The sequence below is a fragment of the Haloarcula amylolytica JCM 13557 genome (assembly GCF_000336615.1).
In the GTDB taxonomy this organism is placed as follows: Archaea; Halobacteriota; Halobacteria; order Halobacteriales; family Haloarculaceae; genus Haloarcula; species Haloarcula amylolytica.
Genome location: NZ_AOLW01000010.1, coordinates 138,854 through 152,964 on the forward strand (window position 1 = coordinate 138,854; position 14,111 = coordinate 152,964).

Here is a 14,111-nt window from a genome sequence, read left to right on the forward strand (position 1 = left end):
TTACACCTTGGCCCAGGACCGCTTCTTTTCGGAGGCCTGTTCGGAGCCTTCCTCGGCGAGCATCTCCCGCACCGCCGAGCGAATCGCTTCGCTCCGATTGGGGTACTCGCCCGTCTCGACCATTTGTTCGACCTCTTCAATCTGCTGCTTCGGAATCCGTAGTGTCACACGCTCCATGTTTGGTAGTTTCCCCTTGGGTAAGACGGCCCGGACGGGACCTGTTTACGCCCCGCACGAGTGTTTACACAGCGAAACCGCAGTACGAGGGCGGCATCCCCTCGCGTTCGCCGCTGTGTAAGACGACCGTCTTACGCAGAATAAACCACTGACCCTGATGTATTAAAACTTACGGGCAGTGTCATACACTTTCCCGTTTACGGCATCTGAGGGTGTCTATCGCGTGCAAACGCTGATTTAGGTCTGATCGAGGACATCCGCCGCAGGCGTTCGTCTCCCACAACCCGGGCAGAATCCCCAGTCCGACCGGAGTTCATCGCCGCAGTCACAGAACACCCGGCGGGACGCCTTCTCACCGCAGTTCGGGCAGTAAACGTGGTCAGAACCCAGGTTTTCACCACATTGCGCGCACGTCTTACGTTCCTCCGTCTCGGCTCTGTCCCGTGTTTCCGCTTCTGTCTTACGCCCACTCGTATCAGACGTTTGACTTTCGCCGTGGGACCGTCCGCCCTCGGTGCTTTCCCCTCGGCCGCCGGCGCGCTGTCGGTCGGTTTCGGCGCTCGCTGTCCCCGCGCTTACGCCGTCTAACGAGATGTTTACGTTGACATCCTGCGGTTGCGAGCGGGGCTGTCGCGTTTGCAGCCGGTCGGCGATGATACTGTCGACGCGGTCTTCGATGAGCTCGTCGATCGTCTCGGCGTCGGTCACGGACTCCGACGCCGCCGACGGTGGCTCCGACGCTGACGGTGACGCGTCTCCGAGGTACTCCCGGAGCGCTTCGCGCATGACCTCGCTCTTCGAGGCGTCGAACGCCTCGAGTTGGTCGATGAGGTCGTCGTCAGCACGGAACGTTATCTTACTCATCGGGCTCGATGAGGGTATTATACAGGCTGGTATTTTAATCTTCCCGCGCTGTCTGACGCCCGTCAGCTACCGGCATGACGCCGTAAATCTCCTCCCGGTCGGATTCCGCTCGTAGACCGCTTTGACTTGTCTCTCGGAGGATCGGGAAGCGGGGTCAGACGTGTCTGACACCGGCCGGTGTGTCACCCCGCGTCGTGTGACCGTTCGGCGCACCCTCCGCGAATAACAATCCTTAAGTCTGGACGGCGGGGTATTTTCGGGTGTCGACCGCCCTTAGCTCAGACTGGTAGAGCAGTCGACTGTAGATCGACTTGTCCCCCGTTCAAATCGGGGAGGGCGGATTTTGGTATCCGAATCCGCGAGCGTAGCGAGTGCGATGAGGGTCGAAAATTCAACCGACCCGATTTCGTGCTCGGAGGGCGCGCGCAGCGAAGTGAGCACGTCCTCCGGTGTTCAAATCGGGGAGGGCGGACTTGGTTTTCAGCCGAACGATAGCTGATAGCGTACGCCACGTTTTCGTGGCGTAGATCCCCTCTATCACTGGATTCACTTCCCCGCGAGCGGCGGCAAAACCCAGAGTGGAGCTTGATTCCAGTTGGGAGTCGCCGCCTTCTTGCGAATTTCATAGCTGAAAGGGGGTGGTCGGCGTGAGCCGGTCCCATCCCGATGCGGACGGCCTCAACGAGGCCGAGGAGATCGTCAGGGAATTGCGAACGGCCTACACTGAGTGCGTGGAGGCGAACACCTACGGTGTTCACGTCGCCGTTGAGACAGTCGAGAGCGGCCACGAGCGATTCCGCGACCTATCCACCGCGTTCATCACGGCGTACCGTAGAAACGAACTCAGGCGAACTATCGAGGCAGAATTTCAGCTCCGATCTGCACCTCTAATCGCGTGAGGAAGCTTTGAGAGTTCTGTCTCACTTCCTCGGAAGCGATACTTTGAGGAATTGGTTTTGATGACGAGTGTTGCCTTCGCCGTCAGGAGTCCAGCGAGTATTGATATGGCACCCAATAGGAACACGATGAGTGCGATAGCCTGCTCATTTGGTAATATAACGGCCAATAGAAGCCAGAGAACCCCTGAAAAAATAATTCCTAGTATCCCAGCAACTGTCGCTCTATTGAGGTATGACGGTGGGGAGTAATCGATCTCAGAAATACTGTCTACCCGGATATCTGTGATTGACTTGGCCGTGTCGAAGACCAATCGAGAATCTGTGCAAATGAGTTTCCCAGTTCCTGTCAATGGAGGTGTTGGCGTTGTCTGGTCGACATCTGCGGATGCCAGACGTGACTCATTATCTTTCACATACTCATCTGCATTCATATTATGATATCAAATACGTTCATCAGTATCTACTTTAATTTGCGTGTTGGTTTCTAGTACAGTACTGTTAACCTGCATTGAACACATCGATTATTTTCGCGCGTGCTTTGAGTTCAGCAGTTATTCTTCGCTCGATGGAGCGATGCATGACATGATGTACAACCAACTTAAAACAGACACAAGTACCGGACCCGGCCGACTGGAGACGGTCAGCCGGTGAGCGTAACCGGGCGTTCGGCGGCGAGCATGACGTCCTGCGTGGTGCTCCCGAGGAGGACGTTCGTGATACCCGAGCGCTTGCGTCCGCCCATAACGATGCTGTCGGCATCGCGGTCCGTTGCGGCGTCGAGTATCTTCGAACCGACCTCGCCGCCGACAGCGACGCGTTCGACGGAAATCCCCGCTGCTTCCAGATGCTCGGCGGCAGTGACAGCGGCGTCGACGTCTTCGAACTCGTGCGGTGGAGCCCCTTTGTAATCCTGGTGTGGGAACACGAAGAGGACCGTTGCTTCGACTGACTCGGGGGCGTTGGGAAGGGAAGCCAGGTATGCAGCCTGGTTCCGTGCTCGCTCTTCGCTCGTATCGACCGGGACCAGTACCTGCCGTATCCCTTCGCCGAGTACAACATTCTCGCCCGTGATCGTGACCGGTCTGTCGGCCGAGAGCAACACGTCCTGTGCAGTGCTACCGAGCAAGACCTTCGAGACGCCCGAGCGCTTGCGTCCGCCGACGACGATCTCATCACTGTCCAGCTCTGTCGCGGTACGGACGATCTGTTGGGCGACGCCGCCGTCGGCAACCATTCGAGTCACGGAGACGCCGGCTTCTTCCAGTTGATCGGCTGCCTGGACGGCGGCGTCTACGTCACCGAACGCCACCTCCTCGGCATCGGCGAATTCGTCGGGCGGCATCACGTAGAGCACTGTCGCCTCGGCGGTTGCAGTGGCATCCGGGAGTCGTGAGACATAGCTTGCTTGATTCGATGCGCGCGCTTCGTTCCTGTCGACGGGTACGAGTACACTGTACATCTCCCCTAGATATGTTAGCTCAAGTGAACTAAACTATGACACAAATTCCCGCGGGGTAAGAAAACCAGTGTGGCAGCCCACGTCGACCGACCAGAGGCGCGGAATGTCCCGCTGTAACGCGCTCGAAGCAGCAGATGCCCCGGCTCTCGAACCAGAACAAAAGCGCGGGGATCACGAGGGCTGTTGGAGATGAACCCGACAGAATCTCGAATCGAACTGCGCGTGTCGGCTTGGCGTGGCGTTAGAAGCGCTCGCTCATCGCCGCCAGCCCGGCGTCCACGTTTACGGCCGCGCCCTGCTCACCGAGCGCGTTGCCCAGCGCCGCGAGCAGGTAGCTGACGTTCTGCCGGCGGGCCGAATGACCCATACAGCCGATACGCCAGATATCCCCCTCCAGTGCGCCTAAGCCGCTGGCGATTTCGAGGTCGTACTCGTCCAGCAGGTGTTGGATTACCGCGCCGTCGTCAACGCCGTCGGGCACGCGGACGGTGTTCAGGCTCGGGAGCCAGAAGTCGTCGGGGGCGTTCATCTCCAGTCCCATGCCCTCGACGCCGGCTTTCAGCGCGCCAGCGACGCGCAGGTGGCGGTCCCAGCGTTCTTCGATGCCTTCCTCGGCGACGAGCCGAAGCGCCTCACGGAGCGCATACACGTTCGTAATCGGGGCCGTGTGGTGGTAGGCGCGCTCCTCGCCCCAGTACCCTTCCAGCAGCGAGATGTCCAAGTACCACGAGCGGGCCTCGGACTCGCGGGAGAGGACCTTGTCCATCGCGTCGTCGTTGAGCGTGAGCGGGCTCGCGCCCGGCGGACAGGAGAGGCACTTCTGGGGGCCGGAGTAGGCCACGTCGATGCCCCACTCGTCGACGCGGAGTTCGACGCCGCCCAGCGAGGTCACGCTGTCGGCGATGACCAGCGCGTCGTTCGCGTGGGCGATGTCCGTCAGCTCGGGCACCGACGGCTGGAGGACGCCGGTGCTGGTCTCGGCGTGGACGAATCCGAACACGTCCGGACTGTGTTCGTCGAATGCCGCTTCGACCGCCGACGGGTCGAGCGGCTGGCCCCAGGGAGCGTCGACAGTGACGACGTCGCCGCCGGCTCGCTCGGCCATGCTCGCCATCCGGCCGCCGAAGTAGCCGTTCGTCGGGACGAGCATCGTATCGCCCGGTTCGACGACGTTGCCGATGGCGGCCTCCATCGCCGCGGAGCCGGTCCCGGAGACCGGAATCGTCCATTTGTTGTCCGTTCGGAACGTGTACCGGAGGAGGTCCTGGACCTCGTCCATGATCTCGATGAACGAGGGATCGAGGTGGCCGACCAGCGGCGTGCTCATCGCCTTGAGTACGCGCGGGTGCACGTCGCTCGGGCCGGGACCCATCAGTGTTCGATCCGGCGGTGTCAACTCACCGACAGCAGGTACCTCATCCATACCGTGTGTTACCCGGTGACTGGGCATTAAAATCCGCGGTCACGACTCTCTGGTCAGGGCAGGGTCGGCTTCACAACTTCGCTGGGACGACAACTCTCCAACTCCAAAAATATCCTTCAAACATCACTTTTGCGTTGCCAGTCACCAGCGACTACCACCCTCACCCATAATCGCAACCGCAAGACAGCGCCGATATGAAGCGCATGAACGATCTGCCCTGTTTTTAGTCTCGTACTGCCAAGGGAGCGTGTGGTCGTCGATGGGATTGTTCGATAACGCTGCGTCCCCTGGGGAGGAACCGAGACGCCGGTACACCTGTCTGGTCTGCCAGGCGTCGTTCGACGTTCAGTACCACGCGTGTCCGGACTGTGGTGCGTACGACATCCGCCGGACGAAGTGGCTCACGTAGCCCCCGGCGTCCACGTTGGCACGTCCACCGGACTGCCTGCTATCGGGCTACACTGCCCTTTTTTAGATTGGTGCCGCGTACCACAGCCACCAAGTGACCGCCGACGGTACGGCTGTACGTGAACCGACGACAGTTAGGGACGACAGGGTACGACGTGACAGCTGTCGGACTTGGGACTTGGAATATCGGTGGTGACTGGGGCGACGTCTCGGCGGCGGAAGGACGGGAAACGATCCGCACGGCGCTCGACGCCGGCGTCGACTTCATCGACACTGCCGACGTGTACGGCGACGGCTTCAGCGAACAGCGCATCGCCGACGTGCTCGACGAACGCGAGGTCCGCGACGAGGTGACCGTCGCGACGAAGGTCGGTCGCCGACTCGACCCCCATACGGCCGAGCGCTACAACTACGACACCCTCTCCGAGCACGTCGACCGCTCGCGGGAGTACCTCGGGGTCGACACGCTCGAACTCCTGCAACTGCACTGCCCGCCGACGGACGCCTACTACCAGCCGGAGACGTTCGACGCCCTCGCGCAGCTGAAAGACGAGGGGAAGGTCGAGCACTGCGGCGTCAGCGTCGAACGGGTCGAGGAAGCGCTGAAAGCCATCGAGTACCCGGAAGTCGAGACGGTCCAGATTATCTTCAACATGTTCCGCCAGCGGCCCGCGGAGCGGTTCTTCGAGGCGGCCAAGCGCCGCGACGTCGGCGTCATCGTCCGCGTCCCGCTGGCCTCCGGACTCCTGACCGGCAACCTCTCCCGGGACACGGAGTTCCCCGAGAACGACCACCGGAACTTCAACATCGAGGGTGAGGCGTTCGACCGCGGCGAGACCTTCGCCGGCCTCCCGGTCGACGCGGGCTTCGACGCCGTCGACGAACTCCGCGGGCACGTCCCCGAACGGATGACGATGGCCCAGATGGCGCTGCGCTGGATTTTGGACCACGACGCGGTGTCGACCGTCATCCCCGGCTCGACGAACCCGGACCACGTTCGGGCGAACGCAGCGGTCAGCGAGATGGACCAGCTCTCGAATCAGGTCCACGGCGCGGTGCGTGACATCTACGAGGAGTACGTCTTCGACGACGTCCACCACCGCTGGTAGTCGCCGCTTCGCCGTATCAGAACCTGACGGGATTTGACGACCTATCGAGTACGCCGCGCCTCGCACCGGTAACTGCTTCTCGGCCTCCGGCAGTCACCGGCCCCCATGCCTGCCATCGCAGGCGTTCGTTCTATTCCCGTGGCTCGTGACCTACGCACTGTGCGTCCAGTTCAGCTAGTGGGTAGAATCCGTGTCACCGAAACGCGCTCCCGACGCCGATGAGTGGTATCGCGACCGGACGCGAGATCGTCCGAACGGTTCGCGAGGAAGATGTCCCGTTCATGGCAGCCAGTATCGCCTACTACGCGATCGCATCTATCGTCCCGCTGCTCGCGCTCTCGCTCGCCGTGCTCTCCACGTTCGGGGGCACCGCCACGCTGCTGGACCTGCTCCGGACGGTTCTCTCCGAGAACGGCGAGGTGATTCTGACGGAACTGCTGGAGAACACGCGCGGCCACGGGGCGACCGGGACCCTGAGTCTGGTGTTCGTGGCCTGGAGCGGCAGCAAGGTGTTCCGCGGTCTTACAATCGCCTTTACCGAGGTGTACGGCGAGGTCACTGAAATCTCGTTGCCGGCCCAGCTCGTCCGCAGCGCAGTTGTGATGGGAGTGCTATTCGGTGCTGTCGTCCTGCTGTCGGCCACCAGCGTCGCGCTCACGTACGTCCAGTTTCAGATCCCATATCCGACGCTGGTCGGCAATCTCACCGCGTTTGCCGCCCTCGTTGTCTCGTTCGTCCCGATATACTACGTTCTGCCGCCGGTCGAGACGTCATTCACACACGTCGTGCCGGGGACGCTGGTAGCCGCAGCAGGCTGGATCACTATCCAGGTCGGGTTCTTCTACTACGCCGGAACCGCTGGCCGGTACGCAGCCTACGGCTACCTCGGCGCGCTGCTCCTGTTTGTCACGGCGCTGTATCTGGCCGCCATCGTGTTGCTGCTCGGTGTCGTCGTCAACGCGACGCTGGACTGGTAGCGTCGGTGGGCCGGCCCCGTCAACGGCGCGCCTTGTACTGCGCGGACGCGGGTCCGTCGCGGCGGTTGCGTATGCAAGCACATCGGTGATGCCCGTACCGCCGGTAGCAACGACTGCAATGTCTACGATCCAACTGACCGACGACGACGTTGGCAAGACAGTTGTCACGAGGACCGGCGACGAGGTCGGCATCGTCAGCGGGTACAGATACGGCACCGCTCACGTCGACCCCGACCCCGGGCTGAAGACGACGCTCATGACGAAGCTCGGCTGGGAAGACACCGACGAGGATGACGGCTATCCGTTACAGGCCGACGCCGTCGAGACGATTACCGAAGACGAAATCCATCTCAGCTCGGGCCTGTAAGGAATCCGGGACTGTTAGACGGACGTATCGAGGACCAATGCCGGGTGGGCAAACCCGGCGTGAAACCGTCCCGTACAGGGGAGCATGGGACGGTGGGCGTCGGGAGAGTACGAGCACGCACTGTGCTCGCATACAGTCTTCCGTGCGATCCGATGTTTGTTATACAGCTCTTTACGTGGTGATAGTGGACAGGCTGGGCGACAGGGGGACGCTACTGCACGTCGGTCACGTCAACTGGAAATACATCGCCGTTGCACACCGAAACTGGTGCTCCGGCAGGTGTTACAGCCGTTGGCTCCGATCATCATGACCGGTTCCGGCGAACTAGCCACCCGCTACCGACCGGACTGTGGTGAATCACTCTTCGGTGGTGAGTTTCGGACCGGGCTTCCAGGTGTTGCCTTCGAGGACAACGAGGTCGTAGCGTTCGAGCACCTGCAGCGTATCGACGACCGCCTGGGCGTCGAAGGAGACCGTCATATCCTCGGGCAGCTGCTGGGCAATTGCACTGCGTGTCCCACCGTCCATCCGGACCACCGTGTCAAGCAACTGTTCGAGGTCGTCGAGTAGCGAGACGAGCGACGTCGACCCCTCGTCCTCTGTCGCCAGTTTCGACATGACTTCGTCGTAATTCCCCGATATCTCCATCGATACTGACACGGTCTCGTCTTCGATGTCTTCTTCGTCTCCCATAGGGGCAAATATATGCACACTTGTAGAAATACGTTTCCATATTTGTTACAACAGACGCATTTACCGGCTGTTTCACTGCAAAAGCGAGTTGTATGGATGTTATTAGGAGTCCAATATATGTAGTTATAACTGCGTTCGAGAACGCTCTTTAGTCTAATATAGATCCAAAATCATCCATTCTGTAGTAGAATATTCCCACCTACTCCCTAAATGTCGGAGTTATTGAATATGTGTCGGATATTTACATCTATATTCTCAACCAAATCTGTTACCGTGGTCTCGGTAATATCACACCACCAAAGACGCACTGCCCTGTTGTGATCGTTCGGATAAGTCGAACGATATCAAAAGCGCCTGCGTCGTAGCGTAAGCACGGCCCGGTGGCAGCTAACTAGTCCACGTCAACTGGTACCCTGCTGCTGGGCCGGTGTATCCGCTCCCACCAGCGACACACGCTCGGGCAGTCTGTCCTCACTTGTCCTGTCGGATAACAAAAGTACGGTTATTATTCCTCTGTACTGAACAGTCTCCTGTCTCTCCCGCTGGCGGGGCTATCGGCGAGCCACGGTGCCGTGGAACACTGCCAGTTTCAGCATACGGAACAAACAGCGCCTCGATCGTGTTTACTCCCGGTGCGCTCTGTGTTTGCCGGCAATGGACTGTCATGATAGGAGACAGCGGCAAGCGCGTACAGCTACATATCGCCCATTTCGCGGGACGGTGTAGTCCGATGGATGGCCTTCCGTTGCGTTCACTGTATTCGGTATCTGTTCGAGAATACGAACCGTCGACAGCGGGCACTCAGTGGCCGTATGCTCCGCAACCGGGGCACGCAGAAGACACAGTCGACCAAATCTATATTTGGGTGGCCGTCACACATCGAATATGGCGTTTAGCTTGACGGCCGAGCAGACGGCAGTCCGAGAAGCGGTGCGTGAATTCGGCGAGAACGAGATCGAGCCGCTCGGAAAGGAATGCGACAGGGAGAAGCGCTACCCGGAGGAACTGATGGAGCAGGCGGCACAGTACGACCTCATCGCGCCGGAAGTCCCCGAGAAGTACGGCGGCTCGGGGATGGACAGCCTCACCGGCGTCGTCGTCACCGAGGAGCTGTGGCGGGCCGACCCGGGTATCGGGAGCGCCATCGGCTCCCGTGGCTTCGGTTCGAGCATGATCCAGAAGTACGGCGACGAGTGGATGAAAGAGGAGTGGCTGCCGAAAATCACTAGCGGGAAGTCGGCGTGTGCCAGCGCTATCAGCGAACCCGCCCACGGCTCGAACGTGGCCGGCATCGAGACCTACGCCGAACGCGACAGCGACGGCTGGGTGCTTAACGGTAACAAGATGTGGATTACGAACGGCACCGTCGCCGACGTGATGGTCGTGATTGCCAAGACCGACCCCGACGCCGGCCACGAGGGCATCAGCGCGTTCCTCGTGCCGACGGACACCGACGGCCTGGAGGCCGAGAAAATCGACAACAAGCTCGGCATCCGCGCGTCGGACCTGGCCGAAATCATCATTGACGACGTTCGCGTCCCCGAGGAGAACCTCGTCGGCGAGGAGGGCGCTGGCTTCTACCAGCTGATGGACTTCTTCGCGAGCGGGCGAGCGAATGTCGCCGCGCAAGCCGTCGGCACCGCTCAGGCCGCTCTCGACGACTCGGTGCAGTACGCGAACGAGCGTGAGCAGTTCGGCCAGCCAATCAGCGAGTTCCAGGCCATCGAACACAAAATCGCGGAGATGGCGACGAACGTCGAGGCCGCCCGGTCGCTCACCTACCGCGCCGCCAGCGCCATCGACGAGGACAATCTCGACGTTGCGACGAAGTGGGCCAGCATGGCGAAGTTGTTCGCCAGCGAGCACGCCGTCGACGTGGCCGACGAGGCGATTCAGGTCCACGGCGGCGCGGGCTACGTCACCGACCACAACGTCGAACGCTACTACCGCGACGCCCGTATCACCAAAATCTACGAGGGGACCAGCGAGATTCAGAAGAACATCATCGCCGACCGCGTGCTGTGAGACTGCACTGCGGCTGAGAGACCGCGCAGCCTACCGCCGGAGCGTCAGGAACTCGGCCGAAAAGACGGCTTCGTCGGCCTGATTCAGCGCGGTGACCTCAGTCCGGACGACGCCCGTCGCAACCGGGTGGTCTCGCCGCTCCTTGTCGACAATCTCGGCCTCGACGTGAATCGTGTCCCCCAGAAACACCGGCTTGACGAACCGGAGGCGGTCGAGCCCGTAGAACGCGACCATGTGCCGCTTTTCCGCCTCGTCGCGGGCCTGCCACAGCAGGCCAGTGACGACCGAGAACACCAGTGCGCCGTGGGCGATGCGCTCGCCGTACCCCGAGTCGGCCATCCGCTCTGCGTTCGTGTGGAGGTGATTGAAGTCCCCGCTGACGCCCGCGAAGTTGACCATGTCGGCCTCGGTGATGGTTCGCCCCGACGTGGTGAAGCCGTCGCCGACTTCGACCGCGTCGAACTCACCGGCCATTGTACCGTCCCTCGCAAGCGACTGCGGAACGACGCTTCGGTTTCTGGTCGAGTTGCCACTGCCGCGTCCGCACCCGCCGGTTCCGGAGCGGTCTGCTACTGTTGCTGGACATGCACGTCGTCACCGTGTCCCGCGCCGGTGATAACGTTACCGGGGCTCCCCGGTCGTTCTCCCACTACCACGGAGTTGCGCAACAGCCACAGCCGACGCTAGCTGTTCAACTATATTCAACGGAACCCGGCAGAGAGCACTCAGGACGTAGCTTTATTGGGGATGCCCGAGATGTCCGAAGCGATGTCAAAGCCACACACGGAGCGGTTTAGTCTGGAGGGCCAGCGGGCGATTATCACGGGCGCATCGAGCGGCATCGGCCGGGCAATCGCAGAGGAGTTCGCGGCCGACGGGGCGGACGTGGTTGTCTGCTCGCGCGAGCAGGACAACGTCGGCCCCGTCGCCGACGAGATCAACGACAGCGACCGGCCCGGCGAGGCGGTCGCTATCGAATGCGACGTGACAGACCGCGAGGCCGTCGAGGCGCTGGTGGAGGCGACCGTCGACGAGTTCGGCGGGCTGGACGTGCTCGTGAACAACGCCGGCGCGAGTTTCATGGCCGGGTTCGACGACATCAGCGAGAACGGCTGGAAAACCATCGTCGACATCAACCTCCACGGGACCTACCACTGCACGCAGGCGGCCGGCGACGCACTGGCCGACGGCGACGGCGGGACGGTCATCAACCTCTCCAGCGTCGCCGGCGAACAGGGCGCGCCGTACATGAGCCACTACGGGGCCGCCAAGGCCGGCGTCAGCAACCTCACGTCGACGCTGTCGGCGGAGTGGGCTGACCGCGACATCCGCATCAACTGCATCGCGCCGGGCTTCGTCGCCACGCCGGGCGTCGAGTCACAGATGGGCGTCAGCGCCGACAACATCGACCGCGAGGCCGTCGAGCGCCGCATCGGCCTCTCGGAGGAAATCGCCGACATCGCGCTGTTCCTCGCCAGTCCGGCGTCGTCGTACATCGTCGGCCAGACCATCACGGCCGCCGGCGTCCCGCGGCTCGAAGAGACGCCCGACATCTGAGCGCCGGGAGTTCCAGCAACGACGGCCGGAGGCCGCGGCGTCACTCCCGCTCCGGGATGCCGAGCCAGTCCGGCAACTCCCGGAGGTCGTCGAGCGCGATATCCACGGCGGGTCCGTCCTCAGCCCCGTAGGCGACCGTCCACAGTCCCGCCTCCGTCCCGCCGTCCATGTCGTGCTCGTAGCGGTCACCGATCATCACGGCCTGTGCCGGTGTGACCTCGGCCTTTTCCAGCGCCGTTTCGAACATCGCCGGGTCGGGCTTGGTCCGACCGACGGTCTCCGAGGCGGTGTACGAATCCATCGCGTCCCAGACGCCGAAAGCCCGAAGCAATTGCTCGCCCTCGTCGTCGTCCACGTCACTGATGACACCCTGATGGAGCGGCGCGTCTGCCACGGCCTCGATGGCAGCGATGGCGTCGGGATTGGGTTCGGCCCGTTCGTCGCGGATTCTCCGGAACAGCGATTCCCACTCGGTTTCCTCAGGGTCGACTGTCAGAATTTCGTCGACTGCCAGCCGGTAGCCCTCGCGGGCCGGCCGGAACGCCGTCCCGTCGCGCTCGCGGAAGTACGTTCCGAGGACCGACCGCCACTGTTCGAGGGCCGCGTCGGAATCCACGGCCACTGGATACTCCGCACACAACTGCTCGACAAACTCGCGGTGGGCCGCCCGGACGGACTCCATCCGAAGGATGACGCCCCCGATATCCCAGAAGACGGCCTCCGCGTCTGGACTCTCGCTCACGGCAGCGGCTTGGACTGGCCCGGGTATGAAACTACCGCCGACGCTCGGCGTCGTGGTGGGGACGCCGTGATGACGTACCGGAACACGATTCCGGAAAATAAACGGCCGACCACGCGTTCGCTGTGCTCCAACACTTATGCTGTCGACGTACGAGAACGAAAGTGTGCCATGATATCGTTCACCGATTCCGAGGCTGCGACTACGCTTGCCGAGCGTGCCAGAGCGTTGATGGACGAGGTCGTCATTCCGCGGGAGCGCGAACTCGCAGGCGGGACGACTATCTCCGACGCAACAGTTCGTGACCTCCGCGCGGCCGCGCGAGAGTACGACGTGTACGCCCCCCAGATAGCCGAGGAACACGGCGGCATGGGCTATGACTTCCGGGACGTGTTGCCGACGTTCGAGGAAGCGGGTCGAAGCCTCCTCGGCCCGATTGCGATGCGAGTGGACGCGCCCGACGAGGGGAATATGCACCTGCTGGAGATGCAAGGGACGGACCTCCAGAAATCGGAGTACCTCGACCCGCTCGTCGAGGGCGAGATACAGTCGGGCTTCGCGATGACGGAGCCGATGCAGGGCGCGGGCTCGGACCCGAAGATGATACGCACCGCGGCGCAGAAGGACGGCGACGAGTGGGTCATCGACGGCCACAAGTGGTGGACTACCGGCGGCGTCGATGCCGACATCCTGCTCGTCTTCGCTCGGACGGACGAGGACGTGCATCCGTATCAGGGGTGTTCAGTGTTCATCGTCCCGGCCGACGCCGACGGCGTGGACATCGTTCGGAACGTCCCGCACATGGGCAGCCAGGGCGACCCGAAGGGCCACGCCGAAATCGAGTTCAACGGCGTTCGCGTCCCCGAGGAGCACCTGCTGGGCGAGGAGGGCAACGGTTTCCAGCACGTCCAGCAGCGCCTCGGCCCGGCGCGGCTCACCCACTGCATGCGTTTCTCGGGGATGGCCGAGCGGGCGCTGTCCATCGCCAAGGCCTACACCACCGAGCGCCAGGCCTTCGGCGACTCCGTGGCCGACAAACAGCACGTCCGCTTTGAAATCGCCGAACAGGAGACACAGATTCAGGCCGCGCGAGCGCTGGTCCGGGCCGCCGCAGACGCCATCTCGGCCGGGCAGGAGGCCCGCGTCGAGGTGTCGATGAGCAAGGTGTTCGCCGCCCGGGCGACCCAGGACGCCATCGACACCGCGGTCCAGTTCTGCGGCGGCAACGGCATCGGACGGGACCTCCCGCTGGCGGACTTCTACGAACTGGTCAGGACGTTCCGCATCGTCGACGGCGCCGACGAGGTCCACCTGCGTACCATCGCCCGTGAGGCGTTCGAGGACGTGGACAGCGACGAGCTGGAGCCAGTCCGTCGCTACCGGGAGTAGAACGCGGGCCGCCAGCGGAACGGGT

General features: G+C 62.3%; 16 protein-coding genes and 1 tRNA gene. 9 read left to right on the forward strand and 8 right to left on the reverse strand.

From position 1 onward, the window contains the following. Window positions 1–177, reverse strand: a complete 177-nt coding sequence (locus C442_RS04275) for a ribbon-helix-helix domain-containing protein (protein WP_004515010.1) — start codon at window positions 175–177, stop codon at window positions 1–3. A 237-nt stretch (window positions 178–414) separates the two neighbouring features. Next, on the reverse strand, window positions 415–1,041 hold the full coding sequence (locus tag C442_RS04280) for a double zinc ribbon domain-containing protein (RefSeq protein WP_008308116.1): 627 nt from the start codon (window positions 1,039–1,041) through the stop codon (window positions 415–417). A gap of 267 nt (window positions 1,042–1,308) precedes the next feature. On the opposite strand from C442_RS04280, the gene C442_RS04285 reads away from it, so the two are divergent. Together C442_RS04285 and C442_RS22035 are read left to right on the forward strand one after the other, a co-directional pair. Beyond that, window positions 1,309–1,382: transfer RNA gene (locus C442_RS04285), tRNA-Tyr, on the forward strand. A gap of 306 nt (window positions 1,383–1,688) precedes the next feature. Further along, window positions 1,689–1,940 (forward strand): hypothetical protein, encoded by a 252-nt coding sequence (locus tag C442_RS22035; RefSeq protein WP_152418431.1) that lies wholly within the window; start codon window positions 1,689–1,691, stop codon window positions 1,938–1,940. On the opposite strand, the gene C442_RS21430 is transcribed toward C442_RS22035, so the two are convergent. From C442_RS21430 to C442_RS04300, 3 genes are all read right to left on the reverse strand, one after another. Next, window positions 1,910–2,371 carry a hypothetical protein gene (locus C442_RS21430; protein ID WP_152418432.1) on the reverse strand — a complete coding sequence of 154 codons (462 nt, stop codon included), beginning with the start codon at window positions 2,369–2,371 and terminating at the stop codon, window positions 1,910–1,912. The two genes, C442_RS22035 and C442_RS21430, sit on opposite strands and share 31 nt — an antisense overlap. A gap of 209 nt (window positions 2,372–2,580) precedes the next feature. Further along, complete coding sequence (locus C442_RS04295; RefSeq protein ID WP_008308120.1) at window positions 2,581–3,399, reverse strand: universal stress protein; 819 nt, start codon at window positions 3,397–3,399, stop codon at window positions 2,581–2,583. A 241-nt stretch (window positions 3,400–3,640) separates the two neighbouring features. Further along, window positions 3,641–4,822 (reverse strand): pyridoxal-phosphate-dependent aminotransferase family protein, encoded by a 1,182-nt coding sequence (locus C442_RS04300; RefSeq protein ID WP_008308121.1) that lies wholly within the window; start codon window positions 4,820–4,822, stop codon window positions 3,641–3,643. Between the two features lie 259 nt (window positions 4,823–5,081). On the opposite strand from C442_RS04300, the gene C442_RS21790 reads away from it, so the two are divergent. The 4 genes from C442_RS21790 to C442_RS04315 all read left to right on the forward strand — a co-directional run bounded on the left by C442_RS21790 (window position 5,082) and on the right by C442_RS04315 (window position 7,683). Further along, a complete protein-coding gene (locus C442_RS21790) occupies window positions 5,082–5,231 on the forward strand; it encodes a hypothetical protein (RefSeq protein ID WP_008308122.1) in 150 nt (49 codons plus the stop codon). A 118-nt stretch (window positions 5,232–5,349) separates the two neighbouring features. Continuing rightward, entirely contained in the window at window positions 5,350–6,339 is a 990-nt protein-coding gene (locus C442_RS04305; RefSeq protein WP_008308123.1) for an aldo/keto reductase, read from the forward strand. Between the two features lie 218 nt (window positions 6,340–6,557). Continuing rightward, a complete protein-coding gene (locus C442_RS04310) occupies window positions 6,558–7,316 on the forward strand; it encodes a YihY/virulence factor BrkB family protein (protein WP_008308124.1) in 759 nt (252 codons plus the stop codon). A gap of 118 nt (window positions 7,317–7,434) precedes the next feature. Beyond that, entirely contained in the window at window positions 7,435–7,683 is a 249-nt protein-coding gene (locus C442_RS04315) for a hypothetical protein (protein ID WP_008308125.1), read from the forward strand. A 357-nt stretch (window positions 7,684–8,040) separates the two neighbouring features. Here the strand turns inward: C442_RS04315 and C442_RS04320 are convergent, their stop codons facing one another. After that, complete coding sequence (locus C442_RS04320) at window positions 8,041–8,376, reverse strand: hypothetical protein (protein WP_008308126.1); 336 nt, start codon at window positions 8,374–8,376, stop codon at window positions 8,041–8,043. Window positions 8,377–9,261: 885 nt separating this feature from the next. Between C442_RS04320 and C442_RS04325 the strand changes: the two genes are divergently transcribed. Next, a complete protein-coding gene (locus C442_RS04325; RefSeq protein ID WP_008308127.1) occupies window positions 9,262–10,401 on the forward strand; it encodes an acyl-CoA dehydrogenase family protein in 1,140 nt (379 codons plus the stop codon). Between the two features lie 30 nt (window positions 10,402–10,431). On the opposite strand, the gene C442_RS04330 is transcribed toward C442_RS04325, so the two are convergent. Next, complete coding sequence (locus C442_RS04330; protein ID WP_008308128.1) at window positions 10,432–10,875, reverse strand: MaoC family dehydratase; 444 nt, start codon at window positions 10,873–10,875, stop codon at window positions 10,432–10,434. 273 nt (window positions 10,876–11,148) lie between these two features. Here C442_RS04330 and C442_RS04335 point away from each other — a divergent pair, with 273 nt between their 5' ends. Beyond that, a complete protein-coding gene (locus C442_RS04335; protein WP_008308129.1) occupies window positions 11,149–11,958 on the forward strand; it encodes an SDR family NAD(P)-dependent oxidoreductase in 810 nt (269 codons plus the stop codon). Window positions 11,959–11,998: 40 nt separating this feature from the next. Here the strand turns inward: C442_RS04335 and C442_RS04340 are convergent, their stop codons facing one another. After that, the gene (locus C442_RS04340; protein ID WP_008308130.1) at window positions 11,999–12,700 is read right to left on the reverse strand and encodes an HAD family hydrolase; all 702 of its coding nucleotides are present in this window, start codon (window positions 12,698–12,700) and stop codon (window positions 11,999–12,001) included. A gap of 168 nt (window positions 12,701–12,868) precedes the next feature. Here C442_RS04340 and C442_RS04345 point away from each other — a divergent pair, with 168 nt between their 5' ends. Next, on the forward strand, window positions 12,869–14,086 hold the full coding sequence (locus tag C442_RS04345) for an acyl-CoA dehydrogenase family protein (RefSeq protein WP_008308131.1): 1,218 nt from the start codon (window positions 12,869–12,871) through the stop codon (window positions 14,084–14,086). The last annotated feature ends 25 nt before the right edge of the window (window positions 14,087–14,111 follow it).

Bases quoted from the DNA above. Each gene is read 5' to 3' on its own strand.
- C442_RS04275 (WP_004515010.1), bottom strand. From the start codon at position 177: ATGGAGCGTGTGACACTACGGATTCCGAAGCAGCAGATTGAAGAGGTC.
- C442_RS04280 (WP_008308116.1), bottom strand. From the start codon at position 1,041: ATGAGTAAGATAACGTTCCGTGCTGACGACGACCTCATCGACCAACTC.
- C442_RS21430 (WP_152418432.1), bottom strand. From the start codon at position 2,371: ATGAATGCAGATGAGTATGTGAAAGATAATGAGTCACGTCTGGCATCC.
- C442_RS04295 (WP_008308120.1), bottom strand. From the start codon at position 3,399: ATGTACAGTGTACTCGTACCCGTCGACAGGAACGAAGCGCGCGCATCG.
- C442_RS04300 (WP_008308121.1), bottom strand. From the start codon at position 4,822: ATGGATGAGGTACCTGCTGTCGGTGAGTTGACACCGCCGGATCGAACA.
- C442_RS21790 (WP_008308122.1), top strand. From the start codon at position 5,082: ATGGGATTGTTCGATAACGCTGCGTCCCCTGGGGAGGAACCGAGACGC.
- C442_RS04310 (WP_008308124.1), top strand. From the start codon at position 6,558: ATGAGTGGTATCGCGACCGGACGCGAGATCGTCCGAACGGTTCGCGAG.
- C442_RS04315 (WP_008308125.1), top strand. From the start codon at position 7,435: ATGTCTACGATCCAACTGACCGACGACGACGTTGGCAAGACAGTTGTC.
- C442_RS04320 (WP_008308126.1), bottom strand. From the start codon at position 8,376: ATGGGAGACGAAGAAGACATCGAAGACGAGACCGTGTCAGTATCGATG.
- C442_RS04325 (WP_008308127.1), top strand. From the start codon at position 9,262: ATGGCGTTTAGCTTGACGGCCGAGCAGACGGCAGTCCGAGAAGCGGTG.
- C442_RS04330 (WP_008308128.1), bottom strand. From the start codon at position 10,875: ATGGCCGGTGAGTTCGACGCGGTCGAAGTCGGCGACGGCTTCACCACG.
- C442_RS04335 (WP_008308129.1), top strand. From the start codon at position 11,149: ATGCCCGAGATGTCCGAAGCGATGTCAAAGCCACACACGGAGCGGTTT.
- C442_RS04345 (WP_008308131.1), top strand. From the start codon at position 12,869: ATGATATCGTTCACCGATTCCGAGGCTGCGACTACGCTTGCCGAGCGT.